The sequence below is a fragment of the Photobacterium makurazakiensis genome, assembly GCF_050336715.1.
Classification (GTDB): Bacteria; Pseudomonadota; Gammaproteobacteria; order Enterobacterales; family Vibrionaceae; genus Photobacterium; species Photobacterium makurazakiensis.
Genome location: NZ_JAKJSJ010000009.1, coordinates 210042 through 226716 on the forward strand (window position 1 = coordinate 210042; position 16675 = coordinate 226716).

The 16675-nt window shown below is 46.0% G+C and carries 18 protein-coding genes and 1 other annotated feature; of the genes, 13 read left to right on the top strand and 5 right to left on the bottom strand.

Annotation, left to right across the window (positions count from 1 at the left end; genetic code table 11):
- Positions 1-121: 121 nt before the first annotated feature.
- Positions 122-883, top strand: coding sequence for a YciK family oxidoreductase (locus tag L4D09_RS01260; RefSeq protein WP_428455672.1), 762 nt, complete (start codon positions 122-124; stop codon positions 881-883).
- Positions 884-977: 94 nt separating this feature from the next.
- On the opposite strand, the gene rluB is transcribed toward L4D09_RS01260, so the two are convergent.
- The 3 genes from rluB to rnm all read right to left on the bottom strand — a co-directional run bounded on the left by rluB (position 978) and on the right by rnm (position 3708).
- Positions 978-2003 (bottom strand): 23S rRNA pseudouridine(2605) synthase RluB, encoded by a 1026-nt coding sequence (gene rluB / locus L4D09_RS01265; RefSeq protein WP_428455673.1) that lies wholly within the window; start codon positions 2001-2003, stop codon positions 978-980.
- 172 nt (positions 2004-2175) lie between these two features.
- Positions 2176-2796, bottom strand: a complete 621-nt coding sequence (locus L4D09_RS01270) for an L-threonylcarbamoyladenylate synthase (protein ID WP_428455674.1) — start codon at positions 2794-2796, stop codon at positions 2176-2178.
- A gap of 33 nt (positions 2797-2829) precedes the next feature.
- The gene (gene rnm, locus L4D09_RS01275) at positions 2830-3708 is read right to left on the bottom strand and encodes an RNase RNM (RefSeq protein ID WP_428455675.1); all 879 of its coding nucleotides are present in this window, start codon (positions 3706-3708) and stop codon (positions 2830-2832) included.
- 126 nt (positions 3709-3834) lie between these two features.
- Positions 3835-3928, top strand: a sequence feature (Trp leader region).
- 114 nt (positions 3929-4042) lie between these two features.
- Here rnm and L4D09_RS01280 point away from each other — a divergent pair.
- The 12 genes from L4D09_RS01280 to gspS2 all read left to right on the top strand — a co-directional run bounded on the left by L4D09_RS01280 (position 4043) and on the right by gspS2 (position 15251).
- Positions 4043-5056 (top strand): bifunctional 3-deoxy-7-phosphoheptulonate synthase/chorismate mutase, encoded by a 1014-nt coding sequence (locus L4D09_RS01280; RefSeq protein ID WP_428455676.1) that lies wholly within the window; start codon positions 4043-4045, stop codon positions 5054-5056.
- A complete protein-coding gene (locus L4D09_RS01285; RefSeq protein ID WP_428455677.1) occupies positions 5053-6639 on the top strand; it encodes an anthranilate synthase component 1 in 1587 nt (528 codons plus the stop codon). The genes L4D09_RS01280 and L4D09_RS01285 overlap by 4 nt, the downstream gene beginning before the upstream one ends.
- Positions 6640-6651: 12 nt before the next feature.
- Complete coding sequence (locus L4D09_RS01290; protein ID WP_428455678.1) at positions 6652-7260, top strand: aminodeoxychorismate/anthranilate synthase component II; 609 nt, start codon at positions 6652-6654, stop codon at positions 7258-7260.
- A gap of 26 nt (positions 7261-7286) precedes the next feature.
- Complete coding sequence (gene trpD / locus L4D09_RS01295) at positions 7287-8297, top strand: anthranilate phosphoribosyltransferase (protein ID WP_428455679.1); 1011 nt, start codon at positions 7287-7289, stop codon at positions 8295-8297.
- A 2-nt stretch (positions 8298-8299) separates the two neighbouring features.
- Positions 8300-9673, top strand: coding sequence for a bifunctional indole-3-glycerol-phosphate synthase TrpC/phosphoribosylanthranilate isomerase TrpF (gene trpCF / locus L4D09_RS01300; protein ID WP_428455680.1), 1374 nt, complete (start codon positions 8300-8302; stop codon positions 9671-9673).
- Positions 9674-9685: 12 nt separating this feature from the next.
- Positions 9686-10876 (top strand): tryptophan synthase subunit beta, encoded by a 1191-nt coding sequence (gene trpB / locus L4D09_RS01305; protein ID WP_428455681.1) that lies wholly within the window; start codon positions 9686-9688, stop codon positions 10874-10876.
- Positions 10876-11685 carry a tryptophan synthase subunit alpha gene (trpA, locus tag L4D09_RS01310; protein ID WP_428455682.1) on the top strand — a complete coding sequence of 270 codons (810 nt, stop codon included), beginning with the start codon at positions 10876-10878 and terminating at the stop codon, positions 11683-11685. The genes trpB and trpA overlap by 1 nt, the downstream gene beginning before the upstream one ends.
- A 312-nt stretch (positions 11686-11997) precedes the next feature.
- Complete coding sequence (locus tag L4D09_RS01315) at positions 11998-13263, top strand: dicarboxylate/amino acid:cation symporter (protein ID WP_428455903.1); 1266 nt, start codon at positions 11998-12000, stop codon at positions 13261-13263.
- 155 nt (positions 13264-13418) lie between these two features.
- The gene (locus L4D09_RS01320) at positions 13419-13955 is read left to right on the top strand and encodes a septation protein A (protein ID WP_428455683.1); all 537 of its coding nucleotides are present in this window, start codon (positions 13419-13421) and stop codon (positions 13953-13955) included.
- A 14-nt stretch (positions 13956-13969) separates the two neighbouring features.
- Positions 13970-14368, top strand: a complete 399-nt coding sequence (yciA, locus tag L4D09_RS01325; RefSeq protein WP_428455684.1) for an acyl-CoA thioester hydrolase YciA — start codon at positions 13970-13972, stop codon at positions 14366-14368.
- 173 nt (positions 14369-14541) lie between these two features.
- The gene (locus L4D09_RS01330; protein ID WP_428455685.1) at positions 14542-14841 is read left to right on the top strand and encodes a YciI family protein; all 300 of its coding nucleotides are present in this window, start codon (positions 14542-14544) and stop codon (positions 14839-14841) included.
- A gap of 20 nt (positions 14842-14861) precedes the next feature.
- Positions 14862-15251 (top strand): type II secretion system pilot lipoprotein GspS-beta, encoded by a 390-nt coding sequence (gene gspS2, locus L4D09_RS01335; RefSeq protein WP_428455686.1) that lies wholly within the window; start codon positions 14862-14864, stop codon positions 15249-15251.
- 90 nt (positions 15252-15341) lie between these two features.
- On the opposite strand, the gene L4D09_RS01340 is transcribed toward gspS2, so the two are convergent.
- The gene (locus L4D09_RS01340; RefSeq protein WP_428455687.1) at positions 15342-16280 is read right to left on the bottom strand and encodes a class I SAM-dependent methyltransferase; all 939 of its coding nucleotides are present in this window, start codon (positions 16278-16280) and stop codon (positions 15342-15344) included.
- A 108-nt stretch (positions 16281-16388) separates the two neighbouring features.
- A complete protein-coding gene (locus tag L4D09_RS01345) occupies positions 16389-16595 on the bottom strand; it encodes a hypothetical protein (protein WP_428455688.1) in 207 nt (68 codons plus the stop codon).
- Positions 16596-16675 lie beyond the last annotated feature (80 nt).

Consider the following 16675-nt stretch of genomic DNA (forward strand, 5'->3'; position numbering starts at 1 on the left):
AATCTACCTGATCACCGAAACTAATCCCCTTTCCAGTTCAATAAATTCAGCTTCAAGCAAGAAAATGAAGGGGAGTTGGGTATACTAGGGGCAGACGAAAAAACCAATAAGGAAGTTATACGTGGAATATCAAATTGCTGACAACTCTCTGAAAGATCGTGTCATCTTAGTGACTGGTGCGGGTGAAGGAATTGGCCGTCAGGCAGCTATCAGCTATGCCGCCCACGGGGCAACTGTTATTTTGCTTGGCCGTACCGTGGCGAAGCTTGAAGCCGTATATGATGACATTGAATCGTTGGGGTACAAGCAGCCTGCGATTATCCCTATGGATCTGATGGGGGCAACCAAACAAAACTACCTCGATATGGTTGAAACCATTGAAGGCCAATTCGGGCGTCTTGACGGTGTTCTGCATAATGCTGGACTACTCGGTGTACTAAGCCCATTTGACCAATTAGGTGAAGATACCTTTGATGAAGTCATGCAAGTGAACGTTAAAGCCCAGTTCTTAATGACTCAGGCGATCATGCCATTGGTGAAGAAATCACCGGATGGACGTATCATCTTTACCTCTTCAACGGTGGGTCATGAGGGACGATCTTTCTGGGGAGCTTATTCAATGTCTAAGTTTGCGACTGAAGGCATGATGCAAATCGTTGCCGATGAAATGAGCAACACTGCAGTGCGTGTCAATGCCATTAACCCAGGCGGTACTCGTACCGGGATGCGTGCAAAGGCTTTCCCCGCAGAAGATGCAAACCTACTGAAGACACCGGAAGACATTATGCCGCTTTACCTCTATTTAATGGGGCCAGCAAGCAAAGATGTCAACGGCCAATGCATTGATGCTCAACCAAAGCGCAAGCCAGGTTCTGCTAGCTAATCGCCTCATTCAGTGACGTCTTGACATAAAAAAAGCAGCCATCAGGCTGCTTTTTAACTATTCATAGAAACTAAAACTGCTTCACATTCTGTAATTACTTACGTGTACGTGGCTTAGCAGGTTTGTTCTTCAGCGGGTTACGACGGTTCGTTGCATTACCTGACGGTTTTTTGCGACGACCTGAACCAGTTGTTGTACTTTCAGCTTCGTTATTACGCGTAGAAGAACGACGGGTATCTTGTTGACGACCACCACGACGACCACGCTTACTGCCAGCTTCATCTGTCACACGTTCTTCATGACGACGAACAGCACGACGGATCTGACGAACACCACGCTTACGCTTCTGGCCTTCAACTGTCAGTTCAGTTTTCGTTTCGTGCTCAAGCTCAACCGCTTCACGAAGGTAGTTTACATCCTTCAGTTCAAGCTCCATCCAACCGCCGCGAGGCAAGTCTTTGGTTAAGAAGATGTCACCGTAACGAACACGTTTTAGTCGACTTACTGTTACGCCTTGTGAATCCCACAGACGACGAACCTCACGGTTACGACCTTCCGTTAAGACAACGTAGAAAGTATGGTTCATACCTTCGCCACCAGCGTATACCACGTCTTCAAAACGTGCCATACCATCTTCTAGCTTCACACCCTTAACAAGGTTGCGAACCATGTCTTCTGTTACTTCACCGAATACACGTACCATGTATTCACGCTCAACAGTACGACTTGGGTGCATCAGACGGTTTGCCAGTTCACCATCAGTAGTAAATAGCAATAGACCAGCGGTATTTGCATCTAGACGACCAACAGAAACCCAACGGCCTCCATTAAGACGCGGTAGACGATCGAATACAGTACGACGACCTTCAGGATCGTGACGGGTACACAGTTCGCCTTCTGGTTTGTTATAAGCCAGTACACGACAGACTTCATCAGAAGATGCTACCAAGTCAATTTTATGACCATCAATACGCAGTGTTACGCTTAGGTCGTCAAGACGATCCCCTAGCTTAGCCACTTTGCCGTCAATACTTACACGGCCGTTTTGGATCATTAATTCGATCTCACGACGAGACCCCTGACCTGAACGTGCCAATAACTTTTGTAATTTTTCACTCATCAGACAAACCTTTGTCGCCTTCACAGGCGTCGAAACATCATCACACTTTAAGCCATCTTAAAGCGACCGCGGATTATGCCAAAAGCTTAGCGTACTTACCACCTAAAAGGCGAAACAACACCAGATAATCACTAAATTCCCGCCTTTGGCATACAACTAATGGCAAATAGAATTATTCAAAGGGTGATGGGTCACCAGCGCCTACTCGCGCAATGACCATTTCATCATTGCTAAAATCAATCACGGTTGTTGGCTGCTCGCCTAAATAACCACCGTTAATAATCAAATCAACAGCGTGCTCAAGTTTATCGCGAATATCTTCAGGATCGGCTTCTGCAATATCACTCTTTGGTAATATCAATGATGTTGACATCATTGGCTCACCTAAAGCATCGAGTAATGCTAACGCGATAGCGTTGTCAGGAACACGAATACCAATAGTTTTACGTTTTGGGTTCATCAAGCGGCGAGGAACTTCTTTTGTCCCCTTGAAGATGAACGTATAAGCGCCCGGTGTATTGTTACGCAATAATCTAAAGGCGGTGTTATCAACACGGGCATACAGCGACAGCTCCGATAGATCACGGCATAGCAAAGTGAAATTATGCTTATCATCAAGGCGACGGATCTGACAAATACGCTCTAATGCCGCTTTATTTTCTAACTGACAACCTAATGCATAACCAGAATCGGTTGGGTAAACAATCACCCCACCGTCACGAATAATCGCTACAGCTTGATTGATCAGCCTAGCCTGTGGTGTTTCTGGATGAACATAAAAATACTGACTCATTTATCCTCCAATGGAAGTGATATCGGTAAACCATTATTCTGCCGATATATTCACGACTTCCCCTTCAATGCGTTTTTTCTCAACATTCCAATTCTGCCAGACCTCAGTCACACCTTTTGGTAACCATAAGTTACGTCCAAGTTCGGTCCATGGAGAGGCATAATGAAAGTCAGAGCCTTGTGAAGCAAGTAATTGATAATCTATAGCATAATCACCCAACAAACGCCTTTCTTGAGGTGATTGTTGTGGCAGTGAAACTTCCATTGCATCGCCATTTGCTTCAACAAACGATGTAAGCAAGCGTTTTATCCACTTCGCGGTCATTCCGTAGCGCCCCGGATGTGCAAGCACGGCTTGTCCACCCGCAAGGTGTATTGCTTCAACTGCTTCGGCAATGGAGCACCAATCGGGTGGAACATAGCCTGGGTTATTACGGGTCAAAAACTTCTTAAACACAGCCTGCATAGTTTTAGCGTAGCCTTGCTCGACGATCCACTGAGCAAAGTGTGAACGCGTTAACGTTGCACCATTCGCAATTGCCTTGGCCCCTTCATACGCGCCTGGCATACGGTTCTTTTCTAAACGCTCCGCAATACGTTGCGCGCGGCCTTCTCGACGCGCAAGTTGCTCTGCAATTAACTGTGTCAGCGCCGGGTGCTCAGGATCGATATTCAGACCAACAACGTGAATATCAAAGTTTCGCCAAAGTGTCGATATTTCAATACCTTTGATAAGCGTGATTGGCAAATCTTTTGCCTTGATCTCCTGCTCGGCAGCGCTAAGGCCTGCAACCGTATCATGATCGGTAATGGCCAAAATATCGACTCGACGCTCAACAGCGCGTGCAACCAGCTCTTCTGGAGACAATCGACCATCTGACGCTGTCGTGTGGCTATGTAAATCAAACAACATAAATTAAATTCTTGACTTTGAGTTCGTGAACTAGTTTACTAGTACGCAATTACTAAATACCATTACGTAATCACGTTACAGGATATTTACATGTTACAGCAAATTCAGCATCAACTCTGCGCTTTATTCTCTTGGTGGTGGCACTTCCCAACGCGGGTGGTGTGATTTGCTGTATCTACAGCCAGACAACACAAACCCGCCAATGTGCGGGTTTTTTTATACCCAGATTCAAATAACCGATTAATTTTTCGATTGAACTATCGAAAAGACAAATAAATTCAGCTCGGTGCGTTATCAGACGAAAACACTAACGCATGGGTAAAAAGGAAAGATTATGATTATCGTACTAAAGCCAAACGCGACAGAAGAGCAAGCAAAAGAAATTCTGGCTCGTATTGAAACTGCTGGCCTTAAGCCACTTTATATGCCTGGTGTTGAACGTATCGTGCTAGGTGCGCTTGGGGATGAACGTGTACTTAATCAGCTTCACCTTGATGCTTACCCGTGCGTCGAGACGGTTAAACCTATTTTAACCAAGTACAAAATGGTAAGCCGTGAAGTACAAGCTCACGATACCGTTGTTCGATTCGGTAATGCCTCAGTGGGTGGTGACAAATTTGCTGTTATCGCTGGCCCTTGTTCGGTTGAGTCTGAAGAGCAACTACTGTCAGTGGCTGAAGTCGTTAAAAAACACGGTGCTGTTGCGCTACGTGGCGGCGCTTATAAGCCGCGCACTAGCCCATATGACTTCCAAGGAATGGGCGTTGAAGGCTTGAAATTGTTACAAAAAGCAAATCAGCAACTCAATATTCCAACGGTCTCAGAAGTCATGGAAGTCAGCCAAATGGATTCAATGTGTGAATATGTTGACTGCCTACAGATTGGCGCCCGTAATATGCAAAACTACGCCTTGCTCAAAGCCGTGGGAGAAAGTAAGAAACCAGTCTTGCTCAAACGTGGACTTTCAGCCACTATCGAGGAGCTGTTACTAGCGGCGGAATATATCTACGATGCAGGAAATCCAAATATTATTCTCTGTGAGCGTGGTATCCGCACTTATGAAACAGCAACACGTAATACATTGGACTTAAATGCCGTCGCTTATTTGAAGCAACGTACCCACCTGCCAGTGGTCGTTGACCCAAGCCATGGCACAGGCGTTCGTGAATTAGTGATCCCACTTTCACGAGCAGCTGCAGCCGTTGGTGCAGATGGTATCATTGTCGAATCGCACCTTAACCCGTGTGAAGCCTTATCGGATGGTCACCAAGCACTAACCGGTCCAATGTTTGAGCAGTTGATGCAAGAGTTAAAACCGTTTGTAGAAGCGGCAGGGAGAACGCTGTGAACACTACCCCACTAGACGCTGGCGAGTTAGAACTACTGAGCCTAGACGTCCCCTATGTTGCGGACCCGACGGAGTTGTATTACTCCGTCTGTGGTGACCGACCACATAACCTATTGTTAGAGTCGGCTGAAATCGACTCTAAACAAGATCTAAAAAGCCTGATGCTCGTCGATGCCGCTGTGCGCATTGTATGTCGCGGTAAACAAGTACGCCTTGAAGCATTGACCGACAACGGCCTAAATGTACTACAGACCCTTGAAGGAAAAATGCCAACAGACATTCAGGTTTCTCGTGAAACCAAATGCCTTGTTTTGGATTTTCCATCAGCAGAACGCGCGCTTGACGAAGACAGTCGCCTGCGTCAAACCTCTTCGTTTGATGCGCTGCGTTTGATCCAGCATGCTTTTAATATTGCAGGACACCCACGCGAAGCACTCTTTTTGGGCGGGCTGTTCGCCTATGACGTAGTAGACAGTTTTGAACCACTGCCTAATGTGGCTCAAGATAATCGCTGTCCAGATTATCTTTTCTATATTGCTGAAACCTTATTGGTTATCGACCACCAGCGCCGTAAAGGAAAGCTGCAAGCAACACTGTTTGGTGGCGATGAATACACTGCCAGCTACTTCGAATTAAGCCGCCGCCTGCAACACATTAAAGAAGCCTGCCTTGAGCCTAAGCCATTGCCAGCAGCAGAGTTACTTGATAATTGTGAGCCGCAGGTAAGCGTAAGTGATGAAGACTTCTGCCAACAGGTGCTCGATCTTAAAAAGCATGTTGTCAGTGGTAATGTATTCCAAGTTGTACCTTCGCGCCAATTTACACTGCCGTGCCCATCTCCATTGGTTGCTTATAAAGAACTAAAAATCGGCAATCCAAGCCCATACATGTTCTACCTGCAAGATGCTGATTTCACCCTTTTCGGTGCATCACCTGAAAGTGCATTGAAATACTGCACCGAAAGCAACCAAATTGAAATCTATCCAATTGCAGGCACACGCCATCGCGGTAAAAATGCAGACGGTTCAATCAACCTTGACCTTGATGGCCGTATTGAACTTGAGCTGCGCAGCGACATGAAAGAAAATGCCGAGCACATGATGCTGGTTGATTTGGCGCGCAACGATGTGGCACGTATCAGCGAACCAGGGACTCGCTATGTCGCTGACTTGCTACAAGTTGACCGCTACAGCCATGTCATGCACCTTGTCTCTCGCGTGGTTGGTCAATTGCGTGGTGATTTAGATGCCCTGCATGCCTATCAGGCATGCATGAATATGGGCACATTAACTGGCGCCCCTAAGATCCGCGCAATGCAGTTAATCCGCGATGTTGAACAACGTCGTCGTGGTAGTTACGGTGGTGCCGTTGGCTACCTAACAGGGCACGGGGATATGGATACCTGTATAGTGATCCGCTCAGCCTATGTTGAGAATGGCGTAGCCAGCGTGCAAGCAGGCGCTGGCGTGGTATACGATTCGATACCTCAGGCAGAAGCTGATGAGACCCGAGGTAAAGCGCAAGCCGTTATTACCGCGATCCGCAAAGCACACACAGTGCCAAACTCGACCAAAACACTGTAAGGGAGCAAAGAAATGAACAACGCACACATTGTCCTACTCGATAACTTTGACTCTTTTACCTATAACTTGGTTGATCAGTTCCGCTCACTAGGCTTTCCGGTCACTATTTACCGTAACAGCCTAACGGTCGAGCAGATGGAACAAGCGCTAGCAGAAAAAAACAACCCTGTACTGGTACTTTCACCTGGGCCAGGCGCACCTGCGGATGCAGGCTGTATGCCCGAGCTGATCAAGCGGGTTCGAGGAAAAGTACCAATGATTGGTATTTGCCTTGGTCACCAAGCCATTGTTGAAGCCTACGGCGGTAAAGTAGCTGGTGCTGGTGATATTGTTCACGGTAAGTCTGCAATGATGAGCCATAACGGCCACACGGTATTTGGCAATTTACCAAGCCCACTGTCAATTGCTCGCTATCACTCTCTGGTTGCAAAGGAAGTACCGTCAAGCCTGCAAGTCATCGCCGATGTCGATGGTTTGGTCATGGCAGTAACCAATGACGCCGATCGTGTTTGCGGTTATCAGTTCCACCCTGAGTCGATTTTAACGACCCAAGGGGCACAGTTACTCACCAACACCTTGAACTGGGTAATGACCACCCCAGCGACAAACACTCAGGCCTGATAGCAACGAATTTTAGGGAAAAGATTATGGACGCGACCATTTATACCATTGCAGATAAACTGTATGACCAACAAGCTTTAACACAAGACGAAAGCCAAACACTGTTTGACGCAATCATCAAAGGTGACGTTGAGCCAATTTTGCTTTCCGCGGTACTCACCGCGCTGAAAATCAAAGGTGAAACACCGGCAGAGATCGCGGGTGCTGCAAAAGCGCTATTAGCCAATGCCAACCCGTTCCCGCGCCCTGACTATGACTTCGCAGACATTGTCGGGACCGGTGGTGACGGCGCCAATACCATTAATATTTCAACCACCGCAGCATTTGTTGCCGCAGCGTGTGGCATCAAAGTTGCCAAGCACGGCAACCGTGGTGTTTCCAGCAAATCTGGCTCTTCGGATCTACTGGATAAATTCGGCATCAACTTGGCAATGAAGCCAGAAACGGCACGTGAAGCACTTGACGACCTTGGGGTTTGTTTCCTCTTCGCACCGGAGTACCACGGCGGTGTCCGCCATGCGATGCCTGTGCGTCAGACCCTCAAAACCCGCACTATCTTCAATGTACTTGGGCCTCTAATTAACCCAGCACGTCCAAACATCGAACTAATGGGCGTGTATGACAAATCATTGGTTCGTCCAATTGCTGAAACCATGGCAACAATGGGTATGAAGCGTGCGGCGGTTGTACACGGTAGCGGCCTAGATGAAGTGGCGATTCACGGTGAAACCACCGTCGCTGAAATCATTGACGGTGAAATCAAAGAGTACACTCTGACGCCAGCTGATTTTGGCCTGAACACTCACCCACTTGAAGCAATTAAAGGTGGCGAGCCAGAAGAGAACCGCCAAATCATTACTGATATTCTGACAGGCAAAGGGACGGAAGCTCAAGTAGGCGCTGTCGCAGTAAATGTCGCATTACTCCTTCGCCTATTTGGTAACGAAGATCTAAAAGCAAACACACAAAAAGCCGTTGATGTGATGCAATCTGGCAAAGCTTACGAGCTTGTTGGTCAACTGGCTGCACGAGGGTAATCATGGAAACTGTTCTAGCTAAAATTGTCGACGACAAACGTATTTGGGTTGCAGAACGCAAGCAGCAGCAACCGCTTGAAACGTTCAAAGATGGCCTAACGCCTTCTGATCGTGACTTCTATCAAGCACTTTCTGGTGATAACGCAGCTTTCATTCTTGAATGTAAAAAAGCCTCACCATCGAAGGGCTTGATCCGTGATGATTTCGATTTGGATTACATCGCTCAGGTTTATAACGACCATGCCAGTGCCATTTCAGTCCTGACCGACGAGAAGTACTTCCAAGGAAACTTTGACTTTTTACCGCAAGTGCGTGGTCAAGTTAAGCAGCCAGTGCTTTGCAAAGACTTCATGATTGATACCTACCAGGTTTACCTGGCTCGTCATTACCAGGCAGATGCCATTTTGCTGATGCTTTCAGTTCTAAATGACGAAGAATATCTTGAGCTAGCAGCTGTCGCTCAGTCGCTTGATTTGGGTATTTTGACCGAAGTCAGCAACGAAGAAGAGCTTGAGCGTGCTATCAACCTGAAAGCGAAAGTTGTTGGTATTAATAATCGCAACCTGCGCGATCTAAGTATCGACCTAAATCGTACCAAAGAATTAGCCCCACGTTTGTCAGCAGATACCATCGTGATATCTGAATCTGGTATATACAACCACCAGCAAGTGCGTGATCTTTCAAGCTATGCTAACGGCTTTTTGATTGGTAGCTCAATCATGTCTGAAGACAATATTGAGCTGGCTGTTCGTCGCGTATTACTCGGTGAAAACAAAGTTTGCGGCTTAACTCGTCCGGAAGATGCTGCTGCAGTTTATCAAAATGGCGCCATTTACGGCGGCTTGATTTTTGTAGCTAAATCGCCACGTTTTGTCGACCTTGAGCAAGCACGCTTGGTAATGAGTGGAGCGCCGCTAAACTATGTAGGCGTATTCCAAAATGCCGAACTAGACACCGTTGTCGAAACGGCCAACATGCTGTCTCTTGCCGCCGTACAACTGCATGGTGATGAGAGTCCAGAATATGTTCAAGACCTAAAAACTCGCCTGTCCGCTGACTGTGAAATCTGGAAAGCTCATGGTATTACAGATACTGCACCAAGCTTTGCCAACTGGGAGCATGTCGATAAGCATCTGCTTGATACCCAAGTCGGTCAGCAATCTGGTGGCACAGGCGTGGCTTTTGATTGGAACCTGATCCCAAGTACAGATAAGCAATCAATCATGTTAGCTGGCGGCCTAAACCCTGAAAATGCCAACGAAGCTGCCCATATAGGCTGCCGAGGCCTTGATTTAAATTCTGGTGTTGAAAGCGAACCCGGTAAAAAAGACCCATCAAAATTGAAAGCGGCATTCGCGGCTATCAGAAAGTATTAAGGAATGAACACAATGAGCAAGTTAAATGCCTACTTTGGCGAATTTGGTGGTCAGTACGTCCCTCAAATTCTTGTACCAGCACTGGATCAACTAGAAGCAGCTTTCGTTGAAGCCCAACAGGACCCAAGTTTTCAGGAAGAGTTCCTAACTCTGTTAAAAGAATACGCTGGCCGTCCAACCGCTTTAACGCTATGCCAGAACCTGACAAAAGGTACCAAAACCAAATTGTACCTAAAGCGTGAAGATCTACTTCACGGCGGTGCACACAAAACCAATCAGGTACTTGGCCAAGCACTGCTTGCCAAACGAATGGGTAAAAATGAAATCATCGCTGAAACAGGTGCTGGTCAACATGGTGTTGCAACAGCACTAGCCTGTGCTCTGCTTGGTTTAAAATGTCGCGTTTATATGGGCGCAAAAGACATCGAACGCCAAAGCCCGAATGTATTCCGCATGAAGCTCATGGGCGCTGAAGTCATTCCGGTACATTCAGGTTCATCTACCCTAAAAGATGCGTGTAACGAAGCTATGCGTGACTGGTCTGCAACTTACGATAAAGCGCATTACCTACTGGGTACCGCTGCAGGTCCTCACCCGTTCCCAACTATCGTTCGTGAATTCCAGCACATCATTGGTGAAGAAACGAAAACGCAGATCCTGCAAAAAGAAGGCCGCTTACCTGATGCAGTTATTGCCTGTGTGGGTGGTGGTTCAAATGCCATTGGTATGTTCTCTGATTTCATCGACGAAACCCCTGTAGGCCTTATTGGTGTTGAGCCTGCTGGTAAGGGCTTAGATACCGACATGCACGGCGCACCACTTAAACACGGTAAACTTGGTATCTTCTTTGGTATGAAAGCACCATTGATGCAAGACGAAGACGGCCAGGTTGAAGAGTCTTACTCAATTTCAGCTGGCTTAGACTTCCCATCAGTTGGCCCTCAGCATGCTCATTTGAATGCCATTGGTCGTGCCGAATATGTCGCAGTAACAGACGATGAAGCACTAGATGCCTTCCAGTCATTGGCGCGTAACGAAGGTATTATCCCAGCATTGGAGTCAGCTCACGCCTTGGCACATGCACTGAAAATGATTGAAGAAAACCCAGAGAAAGAGCAGCTATTGGTGGTAAACCTGTCAGGCCGTGGTGATAAAGATATCTTCACTGTTCACGACATTCTAGAAGCAAAAGGAGCATTATAATGGATCGTTATCAAGCACAATTTGACCGTCTAGCGGCAAAAAAAGAAGGTGCTTTTGTCCCTTTTGTTACTATCGGTGATCCAGATCCTGAGCAATCACTAAAGATCATTGAGACATTAGTTGAAGCTGGTGCTGATGCACTAGAATTAGGCATTCCATTTTCAGATCCACTTGCCGATGGCCCAACCATTCAAGGCGCGACCATTCGTGCTCTAGAAGCAGGTACTACACCTTCAGTCTGCTTTGATATGCTTGCCACCATTCGTGCTAAGTACCCTGATATGCCAATTGGCTTGCTAATGTATGCCAACCTTGTCTTTGCTAACGGTATTGATACCTTCTATCAAAAATGTGCTGAAGCGGGCGTTGATTCGGTACTCATCGCAGATGTACCCGTTAAAGAATCTGCTGAATTCCGTGCTGCGGCAGAAAAATACGGTATCCACCCTATTTTTATTGCACCGCCGAATGCGGATGAATCAACACTCAAAACCGTGTCTCAATATGGTAGCGGTTATACCTACCTGCTATCTCGTGCTGGCGTTACAGGTGCTGAAACCAAAGCAGGTATGCCAATTAATCACCTGCTAGACAGCTTAAAAGCTAACGATGCACCACCCGCTCTGCTTGGTTTTGGTATCTCAGAACCAGCACAAGTAAAAGATGCCATTGAAGCCGGTGCTGCAGGCGCTATTTCAGGCTCTGCGGTTGTTAAAGTGATTGAAAATAGCCTTAGTGACAACGATGCAATGCTAACTAACATGCACCAGTTCATCAGTGAAATGAAAGCGGCAACACGCTTAAGCTAAGCGTATTAGCCTGTTACACGTAAAAAGCCACACTCTGTGTGGCTTTTTTTATATTCATTATCCCAACTCAAGACAAAAACTAAACTGAGATCAAAGTTCTTCCTGCCGCCTGCCCTTACAGTAGCTAACTTGTTAATGAGCCGTGTCAAATCAGCACAAACATAAGTTTCATCCTTGATTTATCATGCTTTAAAACAATGATTGAAAGTAACCCTATTTACATGTAAAAAACATTTTCACAAACTGCTGCAAAAAAAGAATTACAATTATCAGTAAAATGCAGCGGCAAACAAACATTAATAATATGCAAAACTGAGGTATCTAACGGTGTTACAAGAAAAAGGATTGTTCGGCAATATCGGCGTACAGGTCGTTATTGCTATGTGTGTGGGGACACTCGTTGGGGCAACGATGGGGCCATCAGCTAGCATCTTTGCGCCTCTCGGCAGTATATTTATCCATCTAATAAAGATGCTGGTTATTCCTCTTGTTGCCGTAGCAATCATTTCTGGCTCAGCTAGCCTTGGGAGTAGCCAGTCCGCAGGAAAAGTCGGCTTAGCGACATTGGGCTTTTTTGGCTTAACCTCCGCTGTTGCCGTCTCATTAGCTCTCTTTTTAGGTGAGATCTTTGAGCCCGGCGTCGGTGTTAACCTCGCGGGTGTTGAAGGCATGTTCTCCAATATTTATGCCAATAAGGGGGACTTACCGACTTTTTGGGCGACCCTATTGGGGATGATCCCTACCAATATTTTTCAATCACTGAACGAGGGCAACATTATACAAATTCTTGTATTTTGCATGTTCTTTGGTATTGCACTATCCAAGATTGAAAAGAAACGTCGCGACCCTGTACTTAACGGGGTGAATACCGTTGTAGATGCCATGGTTTGGATGATCAATGTGGTCATGAAAGTTGCGCCACTTGGTGTATTCGGCCTGATGGCAGATGCGGTTGGTTCATTCGGCTTCGATGCGCTAATGGTCGTATTCAAGCTCTTTATGGTATACCTCATCGCCATTTTGATTTATGGCTTTATCTTCTACCCAGCCTTAATCAAAGCCTTTAGTAAAACCTCGCCAATAAAATTCTTATCGGTGATGAAAAAACCACAAGCCGTTGCCTTGTCAACAGCCTCATCCATGGCAACCCTTCCTGTAACCATGGAAGTCTGTGAAGAAGAGCTTGGTGTTAAAAATTCAACGGCATCGTTTGTATTGCCGCTTGGCGCAACCATTAACATGAGCGGGAATGCCATCTATTATGGGCTCGTGGCTATCTTCTTTGCCCAGATATTCAACGTTGACCTGAGTCTAAGCGCCTATATCGCTATCATTATTACTTCGACGCTAGGTGCCGTTGGCCAAGCTGGTGTACCCGGGCCATCATTCCTTGTGGTTGCGGTGTTGCTGGCAGCAGGTATCCCAATTGAAGGGCTACCGCTATTATTTGCACTTGATCGTATCTTTGATATGACCCGAACTGCGCTCAATATCACGGGGGATGCTGCTTGTGCTGTCATTGTCGATAATATGACGAAAACTGATGAAGTACCGACACCAGGCGGCAATAAGACGTAAACCGGTATCCAGTAGAGTGACAATGGCTGTCTCGCCCTAAAATACGCAGACAGTTATAAAGCCAGTAGCGCCTAGTTACTGGCTTTTTAATAAACACCCCAAAACGATATGCGCTTGATATACTAAGCACTTACCAATATCAGGATACCCAGTACATGAAGCAGCTGATTGATTTTATCCCGCTCGTTATTTTCTTCATTTTGTATAAAACGCATGACATCTATGTCGCGACAGGGGCGCTAATTGTAGCAACCGCAGTGCAAATCGCCTTAACCTGGTTTCTATACAAGAAAGTGGAAAAGATGCAGGTTATTACTTTTCTGATGGTTGCCGTGTTTGGCGGGCTGACGATCTTCCTTCATGATGAAAATTTCATTAAGTGGAAGGTCACCATTGTTTATGCCATTTTTGCTTTAGGTCTCATTATCAGCCAAATGCTAGGTAAGCCACTGATAAAAGGTATGTTAGGTAAAGAAATAACATTACCCGAGTTTGCTTGGCGACGAATAAATACTGCATGGGCGCTATTTTTCATTGTTTGTGCCATTGTGAATGTCTATATTGCTTTCCGCTTACCGCTCGATGTATGGGTTAATTTCAAAGTATTTGGTCTTTTAGCACTAACTTTGATTTTCACCCTTGCCACTGGCGGCTATATTTACCACCATATGCCTAAAGAAGATTCAGAGTAGTACAGAGCCGTAACATGACATCAAAAAATAATATTCCACGCGGGCAACTATTGCTTCGCACTCTTGCAATGCCAGCCGATACCAATGCCAACGGTGATATTTTTGGTGGCTGGCTTATGTCTCAATTAGACCTTGCTGGCGGTATTCTCGCTAAAGAGATCTCCGGCGGACGTATCGTGACGGTTTCCGTTTCAAGTATCACATTTAAAAAACCCGTCAAAGTTGGTGATGTTGTATGTTGCTATGGCGAATGTACAAAGATCGGTAATAGCTCGATGAGTATCGATCTAGAAGTGTGGGTGAAACCCGTCAAAGAAGAAGCGATCGAAGACCGCTTTATGGTCTGCGATGCCACATTTAACTATGTTGCTATCGACAGCGACGGTCGCCCCCGCCCTGTCAAAAAAGTATAAAAATAAGACCCGTCGAGCAATACATTAGTATAGAACAGTGCAAAGTTCCGCAAAAAAGCCCTAACAACTAGTTAGGGCTTTTTTTTTCCTTTAAGATAACCTTTTAACGCCAGCCATAAGTGCTTAGGTCATTCGATTTTCTGCCTATTGGCCATATAAGGAGATAGCAATTCATGTGGTACGTCATTTTTTCTCAAGATGTTGAAAACAGCTTAGAGCGTCGTCTAAGTGTTCGTGACAAGCACCTTGAGCGCCTAAAAGCTTTACAAGAGCAAGGTCGATTACTCGTTGCTGGTCCAATGCCAGCCATCGATAGCGAGAACCCAGGTGAAGCAGGCTTTACAGGCTCAACGGTTATCGCTGAATTTCATTCCCTAGAAGATGCGCAAGCTTGGGCTGACGCTGATCCTTATATTGAAGCTGGTGTTTATGACAAGGTAATTGTTAAACCCTTCAAGAAAGTGCTGCCATAGCAGCCATAGAGACACACATTATGCTTAAACGAACGATGGCATGCTTAACCCTACTTTTGATGGTAGGTTGTGCTTCAAACGCTCAAGATGATGCGATAAGAGCACTCGCTGACAGCCGGGCGGCTGCAATCAATAATCGTGCACCTTACGATATGATTGATGAATATAAAATCATGAAGGCTCAAGCTCGAGAAAAGACAGTTGAAATTACTATCTTATACGGTGGTGGCGGCAAAACACCACCAACCCAAGCTGCAAAGAGTGCCGCTATAAGCTATTGCAATAGTGCAGAGCTCAGCCCACTCGTTAGTGAAGGCGTTAATTATAACATCGTGATCATGGACATGCGTGGTCGCACTATGGCTCAGGAAATTGTCCATAGTGAGTTTTGCGCTGAAATGGCGAATTAATGCAAACGGTGCTCCCTAATACCAAAAAGCCCAGCGACATCGCTGGGCGTTTTAATTTACGCTAATTCAAACAATATCGTTGCTACCCGACTACTGACGATTGAATATCAGCACTTTCAATCCACCTTCAGGATCGATGTCTTTAAATTCAGGTGGATTCTCAAGGCGCTTTTCAAAAACGAGTTCAGGTGCTTCTGCAGCCATCCCTTCTATTAGAAAGTTCGACGATACTGAAGGATCGTTGACACAAGCAACAACCTGACCATTTTCCGTCAATAACTCAGGCAAACGACGCAGAATTCTTTGGTAATCTTTCGTTAGGGCAAAGCTACCTTTCTGGAAAGACGGTGGATCGATAATAATCATGTCGTAAGGGCCTAGCTTTCGAACTTTACCCCATGATTTAAATAGCTCGTGGCCAAGAAAGCTGACTTTTTTCAAATCATGGTTATTCAGATGATGATTATCTCTGCCACGAGTCAACGCCGCTTTTGCCATATCAAGGTTTACAACGTGCTCGGCGCCACCTTCAATTGCCGCGACTGAAAAGCCGCAAGTATATGCGAACAAGTTAAGAACACGTTTCCCCTGAGCATGATCCATAACCCAATCACGGCCATAACGCATATCAAGGAATAATCCGTTATTTTGCTTACGCCCTAAATCCAACTTAAAGGTTAAACCGTTTTCAACCACATTTTGGTATTCACGATCTTCACCCCACAATAGCTCCATGGGTGAACCTTGACGATCACGATGCTGGAGCAACAGCGATTGCGCACCACTTTGTCGCCAAGTATCAGTCGTTGTTATGGTATTCAGTCGTTGATGCAGCTCAACAAGAAACGCTTCAGAGGGCTCTTTGAATAATGAAACCAACACTTGGCCTGCAAGCCAATCAACCGTTAGCTGTTCCAAGCCCGACCAACAACGGCCACGGCCATGAAATAATCGGCGCACTTCAGACGGCGGGGAAGTAAGTTCATCAAGCAGGTGTTGTTCTAGGGTAATTAGCGCACTTGTTTCCATAACTCTACGACATGAATTGAAATAAGGGCGCTATTCTATACTCAGATACCTCAAGATGCTCGTTTCAACAAAAATTAATTCGAGTTTAGGCATATTTGGAAAGGGCGTTTAAGCGACGAGCTTTAAGTCTTCTTCTTGCTGACGACACTGGGCAAGAACGACGTACTCTGCACTCATGCGTACTTGCCGCTGGCGAAGTGTTCGTTTTTTATTGATTTGTCGATTACGACGAAATGATGCCAGCCCCCAAAATCGCGTTTTATTCTTTTTTTTCTTAATTCGCATGCGGAGTGAAGCAGAGCGGGTCAGGCGCATTTTTTGATTCTCGATCTAGGGGATTCCTAGACCGATATTATATGTGATCTTCATCAATAGTGTAATTGCGATCGGTCAAT

What these genes read in the sequence shown, in the direction of transcription:
- L4D09_RS01290 (WP_428455678.1), top strand. Translation starts at nt 6,652, where the DNA reads ATGAACAACGCACACATTGTCCTACTCGATAACTTTGACTCTTTTACC.
- L4D09_RS01330 (WP_428455685.1), top strand. Translation starts at nt 14,542, where the DNA reads ATGTGGTACGTCATTTTTTCTCAAGATGTTGAAAACAGCTTAGAGCGT.
- trpB (WP_428455681.1), top strand. Translation starts at nt 9,686, where the DNA reads ATGAGCAAGTTAAATGCCTACTTTGGCGAATTTGGTGGTCAGTACGTC.
- gspS2 (WP_428455686.1), top strand. Translation starts at nt 14,862, where the DNA reads ATGCTTAAACGAACGATGGCATGCTTAACCCTACTTTTGATGGTAGGT.
- L4D09_RS01320 (WP_428455683.1), top strand. Translation starts at nt 13,419, where the DNA reads ATGAAGCAGCTGATTGATTTTATCCCGCTCGTTATTTTCTTCATTTTG.
- L4D09_RS01270 (WP_428455674.1), bottom strand. Translation starts at nt 2,796, where the DNA reads ATGAGTCAGTATTTTTATGTTCATCCAGAAACACCACAGGCTAGGCTG.
- L4D09_RS01345 (WP_428455688.1), bottom strand. Translation starts at nt 16,595, where the DNA reads ATGCGCCTGACCCGCTCTGCTTCACTCCGCATGCGAATTAAGAAAAAA.
- yciA (WP_428455684.1), top strand. Translation starts at nt 13,970, where the DNA reads ATGACATCAAAAAATAATATTCCACGCGGGCAACTATTGCTTCGCACT.
- rluB (WP_428455673.1), bottom strand. Translation starts at nt 2,003, where the DNA reads ATGAGTGAAAAATTACAAAAGTTATTGGCACGTTCAGGTCAGGGGTCT.
- trpD (WP_428455679.1), top strand. Translation starts at nt 7,287, where the DNA reads ATGGACGCGACCATTTATACCATTGCAGATAAACTGTATGACCAACAA.
- L4D09_RS01340 (WP_428455687.1), bottom strand. Translation starts at nt 16,280, where the DNA reads ATGGAAACAAGTGCGCTAATTACCCTAGAACAACACCTGCTTGATGAA.
- L4D09_RS01280 (WP_428455676.1), top strand. Translation starts at nt 4,043, where the DNA reads ATGATTATCGTACTAAAGCCAAACGCGACAGAAGAGCAAGCAAAAGAA.
- trpA (WP_428455682.1), top strand. Translation starts at nt 10,876, where the DNA reads ATGGATCGTTATCAAGCACAATTTGACCGTCTAGCGGCAAAAAAAGAA.
- trpCF (WP_428455680.1), top strand. Translation starts at nt 8,300, where the DNA reads ATGGAAACTGTTCTAGCTAAAATTGTCGACGACAAACGTATTTGGGTT.
- rnm (WP_428455675.1), bottom strand. Translation starts at nt 3,708, where the DNA reads ATGTTGTTTGATTTACATAGCCACACGACAGCGTCAGATGGTCGATTG.